Origin of the sequence: Bradyrhizobium sp. URHA0013 (assembly GCF_000518345.1) — a bacterium.
Classification (GTDB): domain Bacteria; phylum Pseudomonadota; class Alphaproteobacteria; order Rhizobiales; family Xanthobacteraceae; genus Bradyrhizobium.
Genome location: NZ_JADK01000003.1, coordinates 1,104,526 through 1,122,561 on the forward strand (window position 1 = coordinate 1,104,526; position 18,036 = coordinate 1,122,561).

16 protein-coding genes are annotated in these 18,036 nt (G+C 64.7%); 10 read left to right on the forward strand and 6 right to left on the reverse strand.

Going from position 1 to position 18,036, the window contains the following annotated elements; genetic code table 11:
• The first annotated feature begins 146 nt into the window (after positions 1–146).
• Positions 147–1,727 carry an ATP-dependent acyl-CoA ligase gene (locus tag N551_RS0105400; protein ID WP_027566089.1) on the forward strand — a complete coding sequence of 527 codons (1,581 nt, stop codon included), beginning with the start codon at positions 147–149 and terminating at the stop codon, positions 1,725–1,727.
• Between the two features lie 180 nt (positions 1,728–1,907).
• Here the strand turns inward: N551_RS0105400 and N551_RS0105405 are convergent, their stop codons facing one another.
• The 3 genes from N551_RS0105405 to N551_RS0105415 all read right to left on the reverse strand — a co-directional run bounded on the left by N551_RS0105405 (position 1,908) and on the right by N551_RS0105415 (position 6,037).
• Positions 1,908–3,002: an HD-GYP domain-containing protein gene (locus N551_RS0105405; protein WP_027566090.1), complete on the reverse strand. Its 1,095-nt coding sequence runs from the start codon at positions 3,000–3,002 to the stop codon at positions 1,908–1,910.
• 264 nt (positions 3,003–3,266) lie between these two features.
• Positions 3,267–5,549: a molybdopterin cofactor-binding domain-containing protein gene (locus N551_RS0105410; RefSeq protein ID WP_027566091.1), complete on the reverse strand. Its 2,283-nt coding sequence runs from the start codon at positions 5,547–5,549 to the stop codon at positions 3,267–3,269.
• Complete coding sequence (locus N551_RS0105415) at positions 5,546–6,037, reverse strand: (2Fe-2S)-binding protein (RefSeq protein WP_007616069.1); 492 nt, start codon at positions 6,035–6,037, stop codon at positions 5,546–5,548. The genes N551_RS0105410 and N551_RS0105415 overlap by 4 nt, the downstream gene beginning before the upstream one ends.
• Before the next feature lie 306 nt (positions 6,038–6,343).
• Here N551_RS0105415 and N551_RS0105425 point away from each other — a divergent pair, with 306 nt between their 5' ends.
• The 4 genes from N551_RS0105425 (at position 6,344) to N551_RS0105440 (ending at position 8,922) form a co-directional block, all read left to right on the forward strand.
• A complete protein-coding gene (locus N551_RS0105425) occupies positions 6,344–7,108 on the forward strand; it encodes an alpha/beta fold hydrolase (RefSeq protein WP_027566092.1) in 765 nt (254 codons plus the stop codon).
• 23 nt (positions 7,109–7,131) lie between these two features.
• Complete coding sequence (locus N551_RS0105430; protein ID WP_027566093.1) at positions 7,132–7,467, forward strand: hypothetical protein; 336 nt, start codon at positions 7,132–7,134, stop codon at positions 7,465–7,467.
• 156 nt (positions 7,468–7,623) lie between these two features.
• Entirely contained in the window at positions 7,624–8,298 is a 675-nt protein-coding gene (locus N551_RS0105435; RefSeq protein ID WP_027566094.1) for a dienelactone hydrolase family protein, read from the forward strand.
• A gap of 141 nt (positions 8,299–8,439) precedes the next feature.
• On the forward strand, positions 8,440–8,922 hold the full coding sequence (locus N551_RS0105440) for a hypothetical protein (protein WP_027566095.1): 483 nt from the start codon (positions 8,440–8,442) through the stop codon (positions 8,920–8,922).
• A gap of 24 nt (positions 8,923–8,946) precedes the next feature.
• Here the strand turns inward: N551_RS0105440 and N551_RS0105445 are convergent, their stop codons facing one another.
• From N551_RS0105445 to N551_RS0105455, 3 genes are all read right to left on the reverse strand, one after another.
• On the reverse strand, positions 8,947–9,690 hold the full coding sequence (locus N551_RS0105445) for a polysaccharide biosynthesis/export family protein (protein ID WP_027566096.1): 744 nt from the start codon (positions 9,688–9,690) through the stop codon (positions 8,947–8,949).
• A gap of 276 nt (positions 9,691–9,966) precedes the next feature.
• On the reverse strand, positions 9,967–10,623 hold the full coding sequence (gene msrA, locus N551_RS0105450) for a peptide-methionine (S)-S-oxide reductase MsrA (RefSeq protein ID WP_027566097.1): 657 nt from the start codon (positions 10,621–10,623) through the stop codon (positions 9,967–9,969).
• 163 nt (positions 10,624–10,786) lie between these two features.
• On the reverse strand, positions 10,787–11,104 hold the full coding sequence (locus N551_RS0105455) for a hypothetical protein (RefSeq protein ID WP_007616084.1): 318 nt from the start codon (positions 11,102–11,104) through the stop codon (positions 10,787–10,789).
• Between the two features lie 439 nt (positions 11,105–11,543).
• Between N551_RS0105455 and rpsT the strand changes: the two genes are divergently transcribed.
• From rpsT to N551_RS0105480, 5 genes are all read left to right on the forward strand, one after another.
• A complete protein-coding gene (rpsT, locus tag N551_RS0105460) occupies positions 11,544–11,810 on the forward strand; it encodes a 30S ribosomal protein S20 (protein WP_007598259.1) in 267 nt (88 codons plus the stop codon).
• A gap of 1,264 nt (positions 11,811–13,074) precedes the next feature.
• Entirely contained in the window at positions 13,075–14,487 is a 1,413-nt protein-coding gene (gene dnaA / locus N551_RS0105465; RefSeq protein ID WP_026233035.1) for a chromosomal replication initiator protein DnaA, read from the forward strand.
• 281 nt (positions 14,488–14,768) lie between these two features.
• Positions 14,769–15,887 carry a DNA polymerase III subunit beta gene (gene dnaN, locus N551_RS0105470; RefSeq protein ID WP_007598262.1) on the forward strand — a complete coding sequence of 373 codons (1,119 nt, stop codon included), beginning with the start codon at positions 14,769–14,771 and terminating at the stop codon, positions 15,885–15,887.
• Between the two features lie 109 nt (positions 15,888–15,996).
• Entirely contained in the window at positions 15,997–17,133 is a 1,137-nt protein-coding gene (recF, locus tag N551_RS0105475) for a DNA replication/repair protein RecF (protein WP_027566098.1), read from the forward strand.
• Positions 17,134–17,251: 118 nt separating this feature from the next.
• Positions 17,252–17,989 (forward strand): hypothetical protein, encoded by a 738-nt coding sequence (locus tag N551_RS0105480; protein ID WP_027566099.1) that lies wholly within the window; start codon positions 17,252–17,254, stop codon positions 17,987–17,989.
• The last annotated feature ends 47 nt before the right edge of the window (positions 17,990–18,036 follow it).

Genomic DNA, 18,036 nt, shown 5'->3' on the forward strand with positions numbered 1-18,036 from the left:
GAGGAGCCCTTGCGACGAAGCAATCCAGACTGCCTCCGGGGAGGGATTGGATTGCTTCGCTCCACTCGCAATGACGGCGGAGAGAGCAGGAAGACGCAATATCAAAACGCAGCCGCCAGCAAGATGCAGGCTGCACGGGAGGACATATGCCGAATTCGCAAGCCGCCGCCGGAATCGTGGGCCCGTTCGACGGGCTCGACGTGCCCTGGCTGCTGAAGATGCGGGCTGAGGTGCGCAGCTCACATCCGTTCCTGATCTGGGCGCCGTTCGACGCGCCTGCGCGGCGCTGGAGCTATGGCGAGTTTCACGAGCGGGTCGGCGCGCTCGCGGCGGGACTGGCCAAGCGCGGCGTCAAGCCGGGCGAATATGTGCTCATTCATCTCGACAATTGCATCGAGGCGCTGCTGGCCTGGTTTGCCTGTGTCGAACTCGGCGCCATCGCGGTGACCACCAACACGCGCTCGGCACCGGCCGAGCTCGACTATTTTGCCGATCATTGCGGCGCGGTTGCCGCGATCACGCAGCCGGCCTATGCCGAGATCGTCGCGCAGAATTGCCGCAACATTCGACGGATGGCGGTGACCTCGCACGATTCGGGCGCGGCGCCCGCGAACCCGGTCTCACGCGGCGACAGCTTTGAGGAGCTGTTCGCCGACAGCGCCGACCGTCCCAGGCGCGCGATCGATCCGCGCGCGCCGTGCAGCGTGCAATACACCTCGGGCACGACATCGCGCCCCAAGGCGGTGCTGTGGACCCACGCCAACGCGCTGTGGGGCGCCAAGATCAACGCCGCGCACGAAGACCTGCACGCAAGCGACGTGCATCAGGCCTATCTGCCGCTGTTCCACACCAACGCGCTGGCCTATTCGATGCTGGCGACGCTATGGGTCGGTGCCACCTGCGTGATCCAGCCGCGCTTTTCCGCCAGCCGGTTCTGGCGCGCCGCGCGCGAGCACGGCTCGACCTGGACCTCGACGATCCCGTTCTGCATGAAGGCGCTGCTCGAGCAGGACATCCCGCGCGATCACAAATTCCGTCTGTGGGGCACCGCGATCAACGAGCCGCCGGCCTTCGCCGCCTTCGGCGTCAAGATCATCGGCTGGTGGGGCATGACCGAGACCATCACCCACGGCATCGTCGGCGAGATCGACCAGCCCAACATCCCGATGTCGATCGGCCGCGCCGCACCGGAATATGAAATCCGCATCACCGACGACGACGGGCGGCCGACCGAAATCGGCGGCACCGGAAATCTCTCGATCAAGGGCATTGTCGGCCTGTCGCTGTTCGCCGAATATCTGCACAACGAGAAGGCGACGCGCGAGAGCTTCGACGAGCACGGCTTCTTTCTCACCGGTGACCGCGTGGTGCGACTGGAGAACGGCTACATTCGCTTCGCAGACCGCAGCAAGGACATGCTCAAGGTCGGCGGCGAGAACGTCGCCGCGTCCGAGATCGAGCAGGTGGTCGCGCTCGTCCCCGGCGTGCGCGAGGCCGCCGTGGTGGCGAAGACGCATCCGATGCTGGACGAGGTGCCGGTCGTCTTCATCATCCCGCAGGGTGGCGTCGCCGGTGCGCGGCCTGATCTGCACGAGGCCGTGATGGCCGCCTGCCGCGCCGGCCTCGCCGACTTCAAGGTGCCGCGTGAGATCCGCTTCGTCGACGACATGCCGCGCTCGACGCTGGAGAAGGTCGCGAAGGCGGAGCTGAGGAAGATGGTGGGGTGAGGGCACATCGTCGTCCCGGCGAAGGCCGGGACCCATACCGCGTGATCTAACAAGGACGGGCAGTGCCTGTACCAAACGACGAGTCGTCGCCAAACCACTCCCTGTGGTTATGGGTCCCGGCCTTCGCCGGGACGACACCGAGCGTGTTGTGCTAGCGCCGCAAGATTCGCGACACCGACTTCAGAACGACCCCAGCGCCACCGGGCGGAACGCCTGCAACAGCTGCTGGTCCAGCTTGCCGCCCATGCCTTCCATCATCGTAAACGCGCGCGAGTGGGTGAAGGGCATGCGATAGGCGCGCTTCTCCACGAGTGCCGCGTAGATGTCGACGATCGTCGTGACCCGCACGATATCGCTGATCTGGTTCGACGAGAGATTGTTGGGATAGCCGGAGCCGTCGAGGAATTCGTGGTGATGCAGCACGACGTCGAGCATCTCCGGCGGGAAGCCGCCTTGGGCTGCGAGCGCGTCATAGCCGCGGCGCGGATGCTGGCGGACTTCGGCCATTTCCTCGTCGGTGAGCTTGCCGGGCTTGTCGAGCAGTGCGGAGGGAACGAACGCCTTGCCGACGTCGTGCAGCAGCGCGGCACGGGTCAGCCGGCGCTGGTCGTCCTCGCGCATGCCGAGGTGCTGGGCGAAGGAGACCGCAAATCCGGTCACGAACAGGCAGTGGCGGTAGCTGCCGACATGGTGGCAGCCCACCGTGGTGAGCCACTCGCGCAGCGAGGAGTGCTTGATCGCCTTCAGGATCTTGCTCTCGGCGGCGATGACGTCGTCGAAGGTCAGGGGCACGCCAAGCGGCAGCTTCTCGAACATCTTCTTCAGCACCGCATGCGCGGCCTCGACGCCGCGATTGAGCGTCTTGCCGCGATCGGTCGCGTCGTAGACGGCGGTGTCGGGGAACGCCGCACGGATGCGCTGCAGGATGTCCTCGGGCTGAAGCGGCCGCGAGATGGTGTCGGTGGCGCCCAAGGCCCAGGCCTGCATGGTGCCGTGATGCAGGGCGTCGGCAAGCACGAACAGACGAGGCATCGCGCGATAGGCATCGCCGCGCAGCTTGTTGCGCACCCGCTGCACGCTCTCGGGCGAGCGCAGATTGATGTCGACTACGAGGCCGGAGAGATCGCGCGAGGGCTGCTCGGGGATCTCCTGCGTCGTCACTGTCGCGACGTCGCCAACCGCCTTGAGGATGCTGGCGAGTTCGGTGCTCTCGTCGCTTCGATCGGAGGCGAGCAGAAGCCGGCGTTTGGCGGCGGGTTTGGCTGAGGCGTTCATGACTTCCCCAAGAGCACGGGCGTGTTTCGGGCCAAAGCCTAAGCCGGATCAGGTTCTCCGGCCCTTAAGAGGCGTGCTCAATGGAACCCTGCGAAATCAGGGACAATTTTACGGAGTTCGCCTCTCCGAGCGGTTCCAATCAAAACCTCGAAAACAACCCCATGCACAGTAGGGATGTGCTTGCAAACGCAGAGCTTTTTTAACGACAAATCCGCCGGGGGCTGCCCCCCGGCGGATCATGTCAGGTCACAATCGCAACCAGCCTTACGCCTTCATCGCGCTTTTCACGGCTTCGGCGGTGATCGGCAGGGCCCGGACGCGGGCGCCCGAGGCGTTGAAGATGGCATTGCCGATCGCGGGTGCGATCACCGTCACCGCGGGTTCGCCGACACCGGTGGCCTTTTCGCCATTGGCGATCACGGCGATCGCGACCTCGGGCACCTGGCTCATGCGCAAGGGCGTGTAGCTGTCGAAATTGGTCTGTTCGATGCCACCGTCCTTCAGCGTCGCCTTCTCGTACATCGCCAGCGACAGGCCCCACAGCGCCGCGCCCTCGACCTGGGCACGGATGTTGTCGGGATGCACCTGCGTGCCGACGTCGGTGGCGACCGTGAGCTTCTTCACGGTCACCTCTCCCGAGGGCGCTACGGCGACATGGGCGACGCAGGCCGTCCAGCTCGCGGTCGCGCGCTCCTGCGACGAGACGCAGGCCACGCCCATGCCCTCACCCTTCGGCAGCTTCCTGCTGCCGTAGCCGGCAAGGCCCATCGCGGCGAGCAACGTGTTGCGCAGTCGCTGCGCGCCGCCGTCGTTCTTGCCGGCGCCGTCGAGCAGCGAGATGCGGAACTGTGCGGGGTCCTTGCCCGCCGCCGCCGCGATCTCGTCGATCATGCTCTCGACCGCCCAGAAGGTCCAACCCGGCGCGACCGAGCGGAGCTGGCCGGACGGCGTCGCGTTGTGCGCCATCTCGTTCTTGATCGCGCGCACATGATGGTTGGGCACGGTGTAGAAGAAGTCGGCCCCGTTCACCGTGAAGGAGTCGAGCGGACCCTTCTTGTCCACCGACGGCGTCAGGAAATCAGGGATTCCCCAGCGCGCGGTCGGCCAGGCCGAAACCACGTCGTGGCTGAGCGCGACGAGCTTGCCGTCGCCGTCCACGGCCGCCTTTACTTTTTGATAGGTGAGCGGACGCGAGAAATCCATCGTCATGTCGTTCTCGCGCGTGTAGATCACCTTCACCGGCTTGCGGATGGCCTTCGCTGCCTGCACCGCCGGAATCATCATGTCGGCATCGAGCCTGCGGCCAAAGCCGCCGCCGAGCCACATCTGGTGCATGACGACGAATTTTGGATCGATTCCGGCCGCACCCGCCGCGATCGCACCGGAGCGCGTCGCGAACTGGTTGCCGGAATAGATGTGCAGGATCTCACCCTTGAACTCCGCCGTGGCGTTCATTGGCTCCATCGGCGCATGGATATTGATACTGGTGGTGTACTCCGCCTCCAGCACCTTGGCCGCCGTGCCGAACGCCGCCGCGGGATCGCCGTCCTTGACGAAGAACTGGCCGGAATCCTCCTGCTTCTGAAGCCGCATGGCCTCGTCGAGCAGCGACTGGCTCGACACTTTCGCGTTCGGACCGCCGTCATAGGCGATCTTGAGCGCCTGCGCCGCCTTCTTGGCATTGGCATAGGTGCTGGCGACCGCGACGACCCAGCCCGAGGTCGTTCCGGTCTTGTCGTCGAGGGTGACGGCCTTGATGAAGCCCGGCACTTTCTTGGCGGCACTGTCGTCGACCGACTTGACCGTGGCCCCGAAGCGCACCGGCGGCGTCACCACCGCGCCATAGGCCATGCCCGGAATCATCACGTCGATGCCGTATTTGGCCGTGCCATTGGTCTTGGCGGGGATGTCGAGCTGCGGCACCGACACGCCGATCATGGTGTATTGATCCGGCGTCTTCAGCTTGATTGCCTTGAGCTCGTCCGGCGTGAAGGACTTGGTCGCCTTGCCGCTCTTGACGACATCGGCGAACGACATCGCCTTCTTCGACTTCGGATGCGAGATCATGGAATCGCGCACCACCAGTTCCGATGCAGGCACGCCCATCGCGGCGGCCGCGCCTTCCGTCAACGCCATCCGTCCGGCGGCGCCGGCGCGGCTCATGGCCTCGAAGTTCATCATGGTCGACCAGCTGCCGCCGGTGATCTGCGCGCCGAGCACGGGATCGTTGAACTTCGGATCATTGGAGGCGAGCTGAACACGCATGTCGCTCCATTTGGCGCCCAGCTCTTCGGCCACGATCTGCGCCATGGTGGAGGCGATGTGCTGGCCCATGTCGGCCTTGCCGCAGGTGACGGTGACGAGACCATCGGGCGCGATCGCGTACCAGACACTAGGCTCGAAGTTCGAAGGCGCCGCAAGCGCCTCACCGATGCCGGGCACGCCGGCATAACCGAGCACGAGGCCGGTGGCCGCGGTGCCGACCAGGAAGGAGCGACGGCTGAGATCTGTCGTTTCGGCTGTGACGCTCTTGATGTGCTTATTCATGTGGGCCTCCGCTCGTTGCCGGAGGCGGATGCGGTGCGCATCTCGGTTGCGGCGCGCATGATTGCCTTCTGGATCCGCGAATAGGTCATGCAACGGCAGAGATTGCCGTCCATATGTGCCACGACCTCTTCCTTGGTCGGGTTGGGATTTTTCGCCAGCAGCGACGCCGCCTGCATGATCTGACCGGACTGGCAGTAGCCGCATTGCGGCACCTGCTCGGCGATCCATGCCTTCTGCAAGGGATGGTCGCCCTTGGCGGCGAGGCCTTCGATAGTGGTGATCTTCTTGCCGGCGACATCGCCGACCATGGTCTGGCACGACCGCACGGCTTCGCCGTTGACGTGCACGGTGCAGGCCCCGCACAGGCCGGCACCGCAGCCGAACTTGGTGCCGGTCATCTGCAATTGCTCGCGGATCGCCCAGAGGAGCGGCGTGTCGTTCGCCGCATCCACGGACAAACTCCGCCCGTTGATGGTGAGAGTTGGCATAGGCGTCTTCCCCTGCCGGTGCATGAAGCCGCTTACGGCGGCAACTTGTATTGGCGGACGCCCACCGGGCCGGCGCCAGCTTTGGCCGCAAGAATGATCGCGTTCGAGCGCGGAGGCAAATGCAATTTGGAATCGATCGAACAAACGCGGCGCGCGCATCTTGTGCGTTGCAAGAACAGCGATGATGCAGCGACTGAACGCAACAGAGTGCACGCCAAACATGCAGGCCATCGCGGCACGGCGGTTTCCTCCGAGTAACCCGGCGCGTTAGGATGGGTGAAGAAACGAGATAACAAGAGGCATGCAATGGCTGGGATCGATCGGGACGGCGTCAAAATCTACTACGAGGTCCATGGCGACGGGCCGCCGCTGCTGCTGACCCACGGCTACTCATCGACCTCGGCGATGTGGCATGGGCAGGTCGAGGCGCTTGCCAGGGATCACAAGCTGATCCTGTGGGACATGCGCGGTCACGGCCAGTCGGATTATCCCGACGATCCCGCCGCCTACAGCGAAGCGCTCACGGTCGGCGACATCGCGGCGATTCTCGATGTGGTCGGCACTGAGCGCGCCATCATCGGCGGGCTGTCGCTCGGCGGCTACATGTCGCTTGCCTTTGCTCGCGCGCATCCAAAGCGCGTCCGCGCGCTGCTGATCATCGACACCGGCCCGGGCTTCAAGAAGGACGATGCACGCGAGGCCTGGAATGCGCGGGCGCTCGCCACCGCCGACAAGTTCGACCGCGAAGGGCTCGACGTGCTGAAGGCGGCGACGCGCGAGCGCGCCACCGCGCGCCATCGCAATGCCACGGGATTGGCGCTCGCCGCACGCGGCATGCTGACCCAGCGCGATGCGAAGGTGATCGAGCTGCTGCCGGAGATCAAGGTGCCCAGCCTGATCGTGGTCGGTGCCGACGACACGCCGTTCCTCGCCGCGTCGGACTACATGGCCGCGAAAATTCCCGGCGCGCAAAAGGTCGTGATTCCCGCCGCCGGACACGCCGTCAACATCGACCAGCCGCAGGCTTTTGTTGACGCGGTGCTGCCTTTCCTGAAGAACTTGCCGGAATAGACGATCGGACGGGAACACAGGCGATGAAGCGAGCGATGTTGGCTGCGAGCGCGGTGTTGCTGTCGGTATCCGCGCAAGCCGAGCAGTTCGGCGGGACACCACCCCGCCTGCCCTTCGTCGCGACCTTGTCGAACAACACGCCGCTCGCCTTCGGCATGGATGCCGGGCAGACCGCGCGGGCGCTGGGGCAACCGCTGCAATATGTGCGCGGGCGTCCCGGCAACGAGATCTATCTCGCGCTTCGCAACATCGGCGGCAGCGGACTGATCCCCTACCGTCACCGCCTGTTCCTGCAGTTCCGTCATGGCCGGTTGGCAGGATGGAAGGAGGATTACGGCGAGAACTGGATGTGGGAATAGGTGGTTCTCCTCATGGTGAGGAGGCGCGAAGCGCCGTCTCGATCCATGCAGGCCCGCCTCTCGCAGCTCGGCCTTTCATCCTTCGAGACGCGCGCAAGAGCGCGCTCCTCAGGATGAGGAGGAGTGAATTCGTGACAACCAACAAGGACAACCCGCGTGGGACAAGACATCAAGCTGACGGCCTCCGACAATTTCCAGCTCAGTGCCTATCGCGCTGATCCCGCGGGCACGGCGAAGGGCGCGGTGGTGGTGATCCAGGAAATTTTCGGGGTCAACCATCACATCCGCTCGGTCTGCGATCGCCTCGCCGGGGAAGGCTATGTCGCGATCGCCCCGTCGATCTTCGACCGGACCTCGCCGGGCTTCCAGTCCGGCTACACGCCCGATGAGATCGCGGAGGCGCGCAAGTTCGTCGCCAGTCCGGATTGGGACGCGATGCTGCGCGACACCCAGGCGGCGATCGATGCGGTGAAGAGCGTCGGCCCGGTCGGCATCATCGGCTTTTGCCTGGGCGGCAGCGTCGCCTTCGTCGCGGCGACGCGGCTGTCGGGCCTGAAGGCCGCGATCGGCTATTACGGCGGCGCCGTCGTGCGCTTTGCCGACGAGACACCCAAAGTGCCGACGCAGCTGCATTTTGGCGAGCAGGATGCCGGCATTCCCCTGACCGACGTCGAGACCATCAAGGCGAAGCGGCCGGACGTCGAGGTCTTCGTCTATCCGGGCGCGCAGCACGGCTTTCACTGCGACGAGCGGGCGAGTTACGACAAGGCCAGCGCCGACATCGCCTGGCCGCGCAGCATGGAATTTTTCGCCAAGCATTTGAAATCGTAGCGCGCGCGGCTCTCTGTCATTCCGGGATGCGCCGACGGGCGCAAGCCCGGAATGATGAAGAGAGCAGGAATCGGGTGGCTGCATCCTGCCGCACGGCGATAGAGCTGGCTGATCAAGCCAACCCACGGCCGGGAGATCGTGATGCAGCAAGCCAATACGAACATCGTCATCCGCAATCCGTTCGGCACCATGGACGTGCCCGCGCCTGATGATCGCGACGTCATGGATTATGCCGCAATCGCAGGGCTTGCCGGCGATGCCGCCGACGTCAACGCGGCGGCGTGGGCAAAAATCGCGGCACAGTCAGACCCGCTCGACGGCATCTGGGCCAGCCGCTGGAATGGCGGCGCAGATCCGACCATTGCCGGCGATACGCCGCAAGCCTGGAAAGAAGGACGCGCTGAGGTGCGGGTCACAGGCGAGCGCATCTTCCTGCGCTTCGACTGGGACCATGGCCGCCGGCACGGGCTGATCGATGCGGCGCGCGACGGCGGGGATCGCCTGGTCGGGAAATATATCAACCTAACCAATCCGGTGATTACACGGCCATGGGTTGGGCTGGTGGTCGACGCCACCAGGATCGACGGATGTTTTCCGAACGGGCGGCTGGATTTCAGGCGGTGAGCTAGAGCTTCGCTCGAAAGCGCTCTAGAACCAGCGCTCGCCGACGAACACGGTGTCGCCGGGGCTCAAGGGCGTGCCGAGCGGCACCACGGCGCGCATGGCGCCGCCGGCTTCAGTGTGTGTGACGGTGACCACGTCGCGTTTGGCGCGGGGCGAGAAGCCGCCGGCAATCGCGACGGCGCTTTCGACCGTCATGTTCGGCACATACGGATACTGGCCGGGCGCGGAGACTTCGCCGAGAATGAAGAACGGGCGATAGGCCTCGATCTCGACGGCGACCGAGGGTTCGCGGATGTAGCCGTTGCGCAGCCGCGCGGCGATCTCGCCGGCAAGGCCCGCCGGGGTACGGCCGCGTGCCGGCACGCCGCCGATCAGCGGCATCGTGATGGAGCCGCCGGCGTCGATCGCGTAGCTGTTGGTGAGACCTTCCTGGCCATAGACCACGACGCGCAGCCTGTCGCCAGCGTCGAGATGGTAGGAGGAATCGTACCGGACCGGCGCCGCCATCGGTGCGGCATAACCAACCGGCATGGGCGCAGGCGAGGCAAAGGAATTGCTGAGTGCTGCGATGGCACCGCCGCCACTGCCGACGACGACCGGCTGCGGCGCGTTGTACGGCTGGCCATAGGCCATCGAATCGAGATCGGCGCGCGGCTGCACATAGGCGACGGGACCAGCGGTTTGCATGCAGCCGCCAAGGGTCAGCGCGGCGGACGCTGCCAGGGACGCTGCCGAGATCGACAATCGAAACGCGCGTGCAACCGGCACCGGACTTATCCCTCGAAACGAGACAGATCCAGTGATGCACCGGTTATGGTTAATAAAGCGTTGAGGGCCGCGTGGCGCGACAGCAGCGTGAGCAACGGGGCATGTGCGCTCCCTCTCCCGCTTGCGGGAGAGGGTTGGGGAGAGGGTGTCTCCACGATGGGACTGTCCCCCAGAGGATAGAACCCTCACCCGGCGGGCGGGACGATGCTTCGCATCGCCCGGGGACGCGCCGACCTCTCCCGCAAGCGGGAGAGGTGCACCACCTTCGCGGCTGGCTTACGCGCTCACGCCGACGCCGATCGGGCAGGACACGCCGGTGCCGCCCAGTCCGCAATAACCGGCGGGATTCTTGGCCAGATATTGCTGATGATAGTCCTCGGCAAAGTAGAATTCGCCGGCGGATGCGATCTCGGTGGTGATGGTGCCGAGACCTTTTGCAGCAAGCGCCTTCTGATAGAGCGCCTTCGATTGATCGGCCGCTTTCTTCTGCGCGTCTGAATAGGTGTAGATCGCGCTTCGATATTGCGTGCCGACGTCGTTGCCCTGACGCATGCCCTGCGTCGGGTTGTGGCTCTCCCAGAACGTCTTCAACAGCTTCTCGTACGACACCTTGTTCGGATCGAACACGACCAGCACCACTTCGGTGTGACCGGTGCGGCCCGAGCAGGTCTCTTCATAAGTCGGGTTCGGCGTGTGGCCGCCGGCATAGCCGACGGCAGTTGTGTAAACGCCCTCGCCTAGCTCCCAGAACTTGCGCTCGGCGCCCCAGAAGCAGCCGAGCCCGAACACCGCCTGCTCGAGGCCGGCGGGATAAGGCGGCTGCAACTTCGTGCCGTTGACGAAATGGGTGGTCGCGGTCGGAATGGCTTGCGCACGGCCGGGCAGCGCTTCCGTGGCGCTCGGCAATGCGGTGGTCTTGCGCATGAACAGCATGGACGGATCTCCGGGAACGAGCTGTGCCTCGCCTGAGCCAAGGCGATGAGCCAAGCGCTCAGGCGGCGTGCTCGCGATCAGTTGGGAATATAGGTCTTTACGCGCAAAGGGGCAGCCCCGTTACGCCGTCCGCGCGCCGGTTCGAGGCGCGCGAATTGAAAGCTCAATCCCGGGAATAGCCGATCAGCGGCTTGCGCGGGCGGAACAGGATCATCAGGAGGATGCCGAGAATGCCGAGGACGGCGAAAACCGGCTGATCCAGCACCAGGCGGATCACCGAGGTCCAGAGCCAGGGCGCCTTGGCCTCGACCCAGGTCCGGAATGCCGTCTGGCTGGCCTGATTGATGTCGTTCCAGAACTGGCCGAAGCGGGTGAACCGAAGGGTCTGGTCGGCGACCCAGCGGGCGCCGTCGTAGACCATGAAGATGAACCCGCCGGCGAGCAGCAGCAGCCCAATCAGTCGGAAAAAGCCGCGGATCATGCCTCACCCTCTATAGTCGTCCGATCGGACGACCCTCGGAACGCCGCCAGCCAATACAAGGGAGACGGCAGAAATTCAACCTCTTCAGGGCGTTACGGCATTCATCCCCACCCCAAGAGGCTGCTTGTCCAGCCCGGGAAAGCGTTGACGGTGCCAAAGACCCTCTCTATAAGGGCGCCAACTGGCGGCGGGCGCAATCCTGCCGCCGCTGTTCTTTGAGCAGTTGCAGGCTCTTTTGGGCTTAGAGGCTCTTTGGGGCTTAGAGGCTCCTTGAGCTGAGAGGCTCTTTGGGCCTCAGAGACAGCCGCAAGGCCGTCGCTCTTGTTCCAGGAACAGCCTAGCAACCGAACACCCTAATTCCGAGCGTCGATTACGCGGTCAAGCAAGCCGGCGCTACCCGACCAAGACGCGACCGGTACCCGCAAAGGACATTGAGACCATGGCCAATACCACTTCCGCCAAGAAAGCGACGCGCAAGATCGCCCGCCGCACCGCCGTCAACAAGTCGCGCCGCACCCAGATGCGCGGTGCCGTGCGTAACGTCGAAGAAGCGATCAAGACCGGCGACCGCGCCGCAGCCGTGACGGCGCTGGCGAACGCCGAGCCCGCCTTGATGCGCGCCGCGCAGCGAAACATCATTCATAAGAACAATGCCAGCCGCAAAGTCTCGCGGCTCACCGCGCAGATCGCCAAGCTCGCCAAGTAAGCTCGCGAGTGATCTAGCAGCATTCGTTCGATCGGACGATCCGGTCGCACATCGCATACGTCAAACAGCCCGGCATCACGCCGGGCTTTTTTGTTGCCTGCCATATCCACGCAAGCAGTCACGCGCCGAGCGACGTTCGATCGGAGGATTGCGGCGTTTGCACCATGATGTCCCGTAGTTCTACCTGCGAATGATTTTGCAACAGCGGAAACTTCCACCGCGGTGCAAAAGACCCTTGCGAGGCGGGCGCAAGTTGAATTCGCGCGCCTGCGAGTTCTGCACACCGTAGTTTCCCCGGATCGCGTCACGCGATGGAGTTACCCTGTGAAACGAGACTCAAAAAACGATGGCTAGCTAACCACTTATCGACATAGTGAGGCCAAGCATTTGGAAAACTCGTCCGCGCGTCGCGCGCGTGACGCTTTTGTAAAAAATTTTTGGCGGTGGCGGAGAATTGTCACATGAAACGTGGCGTCTTCGATTCTGTGCACGAATCCAAAAACTTGCTCTGAAGCCTGTGCACAAGTCCGCGTGGCGTTAACGCAGATCAAGATTTTTGATGCCTCAAGTGTGAATCAATTCCGTTGCGAGTCTTTCCGCATAGTGTATTCCTTAAGACGTCAGCGGCGCCCACGATCTTGAGACCAGCGCGGTATCGGAAACGGGGCGAGCGTGCAAATCGGCGGCGATGTGCACGTAGGCGGCGCTTCAACAAGCGATTGTCGGATCAAAACCCACAGCAATGTGGGAACGGTAGCTCTTTGTCTGAATGTCTCCAAGCGGGATCTTTCTCTCGCGCTTAAGAGACATCTTGAAAGCTGCCCCGACAGGCATGATGGCGAGGCCGAGCGGACTAGTACACGGGCAGGCATCCGATGACGACGCGGGTGTCGTTTGGACACGCAGGACCTTGTCGCGAGCAATCACGGCAGGACGGGGAGGTATCATGTCTTACGAACTCAACGCGGTATTGAAACACATTTCGACTTCCAGCATTTCGACTTCCAGCGATGCCGTTTTAGATTCGTCGGACACCAAGCCTCCCGCGTGTCACGGAGCGCCGAGTACGCGCTGACCTCGCGACCCCTCCATCTCTAGACATTGCTGATCGGACGCGGCGTTTCCGCCGAGCGGTCGAGCCATGCCTGCAGGTGAAATCGCTTGAGGTCCCGCCATTGCAAATAATCCTGGGCAGGTATTGCTGGCAGGAACTCTGCATGGCGCTCACCACGCAACCTTATCTCTCAAGAAAAGTTCTCAAATGATGACAACCCCGGAACAGGATCGCTGGTCACGCGTGAAGAGTCGGCTGCGCTCGAACGTCGGCGAAGACGTCTATACGAGCTGGTTTGCGCGCATGGATCTGGAAGGCGTCCAGGACGAGAGCGTGCGTCTGTCGGTGCCGACCCGCTTCCTGAAGAGCTGGATCCAGGCCCATTATGCCGAGCGCGTGCTGTCGTGCTGGCAGGCCGAGATGCCGGAAGTGCATCGCATCGATCTCACCGTGCGCTCGGCCGTGCGCCCCGTGGTTCAGCAGAAGGAAGCGCCCGCGCCGGTCGAAACGCGCCGCTCGCCTGCGCCGGAGTTGCGCTCGACCGCGACCGCGCCGGTCTCGGCCAATCACGATGCGCTCGGCGGTTCGCCGCTCGATCCGCGCCTGACCTTCGCAAGCTTCGTCGTCGGCCGTTCCAACACGCTGGCGCATGCGGCTGCGCGTCAGGTCGCCGAGGGTCGTCGCGGCGATCCCGTCATGTTCAATCCGCTCTACATCCATGCGGGCGTCGGCCTCGGCAAGACGCATCTCTTGCAGGCGGTGACCTGGGCCGGCAATTCCGGCAACGAGCGCAAGGTGCTTTATCTCACCGCCGAGAAATTCATGTACGGCTTCGTCGCCGCGCTGAAGACGCAGACGGCGCTCGCCTTCAAGGAAGCGTTGCGCGGCATCGACGTGCTCGTGATCGACGATCTCCAGTTCCTGCAGGGCAAGTCGACCCAAGCCGAGTTCTGTCACACGCTGAACGCGCTGATCGATGCCGGCCGCCAGGTCGTGATCGCGGCCGACCGTCCGCCGTCCGATCTCGAAAGCCTCGACGACCGCGTGCGTTCGCGGCTGGCCGGCGGCCTCGTGGTCGAGATGGCCTCGCTCGGCGAGGAGCTGCGACACGGCATTCTCAAGTCGCGCGTCGCCGCGGCCCGCGCCCATCATGCGACCTTCGAGGTGCCGGAGGAGGTGCTGACCTATCTGGCCCGCGCCATCACCCATAACGGCCGGGATCTCGAAGGCGCGATCAACCGCCTGCTCGCGCATTCGAAACTCAACAACCGGCCGGTGACGCTGGAGATGGCGGAGCACGAGGTGCGCGACCTGATCCGGCCGCAGGAACCGAAGCGGATCAAGATCGAGGACATCCAGCGCGTGGTGGCGCGGCAGTATAATGTCAGCCGCTCCGACCTCCTGTCCTCGCGCCGGACCGCCAACGTGGTCCGTCCGCGCCAGGTGGCGATGTATCTCGCCAAGACGCTGACCCTGCGATCGCTGCCGGAGATCGGCCGCCGCTTCGGCGGGCGCGATCACACCACGGTGCTGCACGCCGTTCGCAAGATCGAGGCCCTGGTTTCCAAGGACACGGCGCTGTCGGACGAGGTCGAATCGCTCAAGCGCCAGCTTCAGGAATAAACGCCTAGGCCTTTCCCTTCTCTCCCCGCCGCCCCGGCCCTGCCTGGGCGGCGGCCTTCCTCTGCCTAGGCGGCGGCCCCCGTCTTTGCGGGTAAATCGTGGGGAACTGTCTCGCAATCCCTTGAAACGGATGACTTTACGCGCCACCTTGCGCGACCCTGACGGCTTTGGTCATATCGGCTGGATGATCCGGCTTTCCGGGGTCTTCGGTGCCGTGGCGCGCGTCCCGCCGCCCGGCTTTTCCAGATTTGTGTTTCCTTGGGGATCGGGCGAGTAGTGCAATGAAGGTTACGGTCGAACGCGCGCAACTCCTGAAGTCGCTGGGCCACGTCCACCGCGTGGTCGAGCGCCGCAACACGATTCCGATCCTCGGCAACGTGCTGGTCCGGGCCGAGAATGCGAAATTGTCGCTGAAGGCGACCGACCTCGACCTCGAGGTCACGGAAACGCTCGCGGCGGAAACCGCGACCGCGGGCTCCACCACCGTGCCGGCGCACATGTTCTACGACATCGTGCGCAAGCTGCCGGACGGTTCGCAGATCGTGCTCGAAGCCGACGGCGACCGCGCCGTGCTGGCGATCCGCGCCGGCCGCTCCCGCTTCACGCTGCAGACCTTGCCGGAGAATGATTTTCCGGATCTCGCGGCCGGCGACATGTCGCATTCGTTCAGCCTCGCCGCCAAGGACGTCAAGCGGCTGATCGACCGCACCCAGTTCGCGATCTCCACGGAGGAGACCCGCTATTATCTCAACGGCATCTATCTGCATGCCGCGGGCTCGGCCAAAGCCGCCACCCTGCGCGGCGTCGCCACCGACGGCCACCGCCTCGCCCAGCTCGACCTGGTCCAGCCCAAGGGCGCCGAGGGCATGCCCGGCGTGATCGTGCCGCGCAAGACCGTCGGCGAGGTGCAGCGCCTGATCGAGGACAACGAGGCCGAGGTCACGATCGAGCTGTCGCAGGCCAAGATCCGCTTCACCATCGGCAATGTGGTGCTGACCTCGAAGCTGATCGACGGCACCTTCCCCGATTACGGCCGCGTGATCCCGCAGGGCAACGACAAGGAGCTCGTCGTCGACAAGAAGGATTTCGAGAACGCGGTCGACCGCGTCTCGACGATTTCCAGCGAGCGCGGCCGAGCCGTGAAACTCTCGCTATCGCCGGGCAAGCTGGTGCTGTCGGTGACCAATCCGGATTCCGGCAGCGCGACCGAAGAGCTCGAAGTCGAATACGCCTCCGACGCCCTCGATATCGGCTTCAACTCCCGCTATCTCCTCGACATCGCCGCCCAGATCGAAGGCGACGTCGCAACGCTCCGGCTCGCCGACCCGGGCTCACCGACCCTGGTGCAAGACCGCGACGATAAGAGCGCGCTCTACGTGCTGATGCCGATGCGGGTGTGAGGGCTACCGGCGCCCCTTCGCATCGACTACATCCGTCATGGCCGGGCTTGTCCCGGCCATCCACGTCTTTGGAGACAAAACGTGGATGCCCGGCAATGACAAAGACAACATGACCCTCTCCCGCATTCATCGCCTGACGCTGACGCATTTTCGTAATTACCGGGCGGCGGGGCTCGAGGCGAAGGCTGACATGGTGGCGCTGGTCGGGCCGAACGGAGCGGGCAAGACCAATTGCATCGAGGCAATCTCGTTCCTGTCGCCGGGACGCGGCTTGCGGCGCGCGACGCTGGACGACGTCGCCGACAACCAGGGCGACGGCTCCTGGGCGGTGTCGGCACAGGTCGAAGGCGCGCTGGGCCTTGCCACGCTCGGCACCGGCATCGATCCGCCGCGCGCAGACGCCGCGGTCAGCCGGCGCTGCCGCATCGACCGCGAACCGGTTAATTCGGCGGCGTCGTTCGGCGACCACATCCGCATGGTGTGGCTGACGCCGGCGATGGACGGGCTGTTCATGGGAGCGGCGTCCGAGCGCCGGCGCTTCTTCGACCGCCTGGTGCTTGCCATCGACAGCGACCATTCCAGCCGCATCTCCGCGCTCGAACGTTCCCTGCGCTCGCGCAACCGCCTGCTCGAGACCCGCAATTACGACGACCATTGGTGTGACGCGATCGAGCGCGAGACCGCAGAGCTTGCGGTCGCGGTCGCCGCAACCCGCGGCCAGACCGCGGCGCGGCTGACCGGCATGCTCAACGCGCGCGCGCAAGCCTCCGCCTTCCCCTCGGCGCAGATCGCGCTCGACGGCTGGATGGAGAACGCGCTGCTGACGGAGACCGCGACGTCGGTCGAGGATCGCTACCGCCAGATCCTGCGCGACAACCGTCCGCGTGACGCCATCGCGGGTCGCACCACGGATGGTCCGCATCTCACCGATCTGCAGGTGATCTACGCGCCGAAAAGCATGCCGGCGCGCGATGCCTCGACCGGCGAGCAGAAGGCGTTGCTGATCGGGCTGGTGCTGGCGCATGCGAGCCTGGTCGCCGAGATGACGGGCATCGTGCCGCTGCTACTGCTCGACGAGGTCGTCGCGCACCTCGATCCTGGCAGGCGCGCCGCGCTGTTCGACGAGCTGCGCAAGCTCGGCGCGCAGGTGTGGCTGACCGGCGCAGACCCCGCCGCCTTCGCCGAGATCGGCGCCGGGGGCGAGATCTTTGACGTCGAAAGCGGACAGGTATCGGCTCGGCGGTAGTCGCAGCCGTTGAACCGGCCCCATTTCCGCCGCGACTAGTTGCCGGAGGCGGCGCCGACGGCGTCGCGGCCGATTTGCAATCGCGCAATGACATCACGCGCGAACCCTGGAGAGTGAGATGCGGGCGGCAAGGTCCGGGGCGCGAGTCCCGGCACGATGGCAGGCGTTTGCGTGCGGCCTCGTCTTGCTCGCGACGTGCATGCTCGCGGCAAGCGCCGGCGCTTGGATGCCGCAGCCGCTATTTTCGGCCGATCTCATACCCGATCCCGATGCCAAGCTACCCGCACCGACCCGCTACAGCTTTAGGGGAATCCACACCACACTGATGCGGGGCGTCGAAGCGCCGCTTCGCGTCAAGCTCGAAGCCACCGTGCCCGCCGAGCTCAACGACGTTCTCGCCTTCTACCGCAGCGAGCTCGGAAAACTCGGCTGGCAGGAGCAGCATGATGGCGCCGTCGTTTCCGCCGATCACGTCCAGCTCGCGTTCGTCTCTCCGTTCGGGCCGGCCATGCTGGAGCTCGGCCGCAAGGACAGCAGCACCTTGGTTCATCTCGTGCAGAAGAACTCGGATACTGCAACCCGGGCGAACGTCATGCCCGAACCGGGCCAGGCGAAGCTGGTGTTCAGCAATATCGGCGAGACGGAAGCCGTGCTCGGGATCGACGCGCGGATCATCAAGCGCGCCGGCGGCGCCAACGCCGTATCGCTGGATCTGGCGCCCGGCAAATATCCCTACGAACTGAGCGTACCCGGCCGTCCAGCCTACACCCACATCCTCACTGTCGCAGCCGGTGACGCCTGGGAGCTCACCGTCGGGCGCGACGGCGAGGCATGGTCGCCGCTCCAGCTGTATTGACCAGTTCGGGATCTTTGAACCTGCCCGGTTCCTGCCGCGACTTCTGG

Bases quoted from the DNA above. Each gene is read 5' to 3' on its own strand.
- N551_RS0105400 (WP_027566089.1), top strand. From the start codon at position 147: ATGCCGAATTCGCAAGCCGCCGCCGGAATCGTGGGCCCGTTCGACGGG.
- N551_RS0105405 (WP_027566090.1), bottom strand. From the start codon at position 3,002: ATGAACGCCTCAGCCAAACCCGCCGCCAAACGCCGGCTTCTGCTCGCC.
- N551_RS0105410 (WP_027566091.1), bottom strand. From the start codon at position 5,549: ATGAATAAGCACATCAAGAGCGTCACAGCCGAAACGACAGATCTCAGC.
- N551_RS0105415 (WP_007616069.1), bottom strand. From the start codon at position 6,037: ATGCCAACTCTCACCATCAACGGGCGGAGTTTGTCCGTGGATGCGGCG.
- N551_RS0105425 (WP_027566092.1), top strand. From the start codon at position 6,344: ATGGCTGGGATCGATCGGGACGGCGTCAAAATCTACTACGAGGTCCAT.
- N551_RS0105430 (WP_027566093.1), top strand. From the start codon at position 7,132: ATGAAGCGAGCGATGTTGGCTGCGAGCGCGGTGTTGCTGTCGGTATCC.
- N551_RS0105440 (WP_027566095.1), top strand. From the start codon at position 8,440: ATGCAGCAAGCCAATACGAACATCGTCATCCGCAATCCGTTCGGCACC.
- msrA (WP_027566097.1), bottom strand. From the start codon at position 10,623: ATGCTGTTCATGCGCAAGACCACCGCATTGCCGAGCGCCACGGAAGCG.
- N551_RS0105455 (WP_007616084.1), bottom strand. From the start codon at position 11,104: ATGATCCGCGGCTTTTTCCGACTGATTGGGCTGCTGCTGCTCGCCGGC.
- rpsT (WP_007598259.1), top strand. From the start codon at position 11,544: ATGGCCAATACCACTTCCGCCAAGAAAGCGACGCGCAAGATCGCCCGC.
- dnaA (WP_026233035.1), top strand. From the start codon at position 13,075: ATGACAACCCCGGAACAGGATCGCTGGTCACGCGTGAAGAGTCGGCTG.
- dnaN (WP_007598262.1), top strand. From the start codon at position 14,769: ATGAAGGTTACGGTCGAACGCGCGCAACTCCTGAAGTCGCTGGGCCAC.
- recF (WP_027566098.1), top strand. From the start codon at position 15,997: ATGACCCTCTCCCGCATTCATCGCCTGACGCTGACGCATTTTCGTAAT.
- N551_RS0105480 (WP_027566099.1), top strand. From the start codon at position 17,252: ATGCGGGCGGCAAGGTCCGGGGCGCGAGTCCCGGCACGATGGCAGGCG.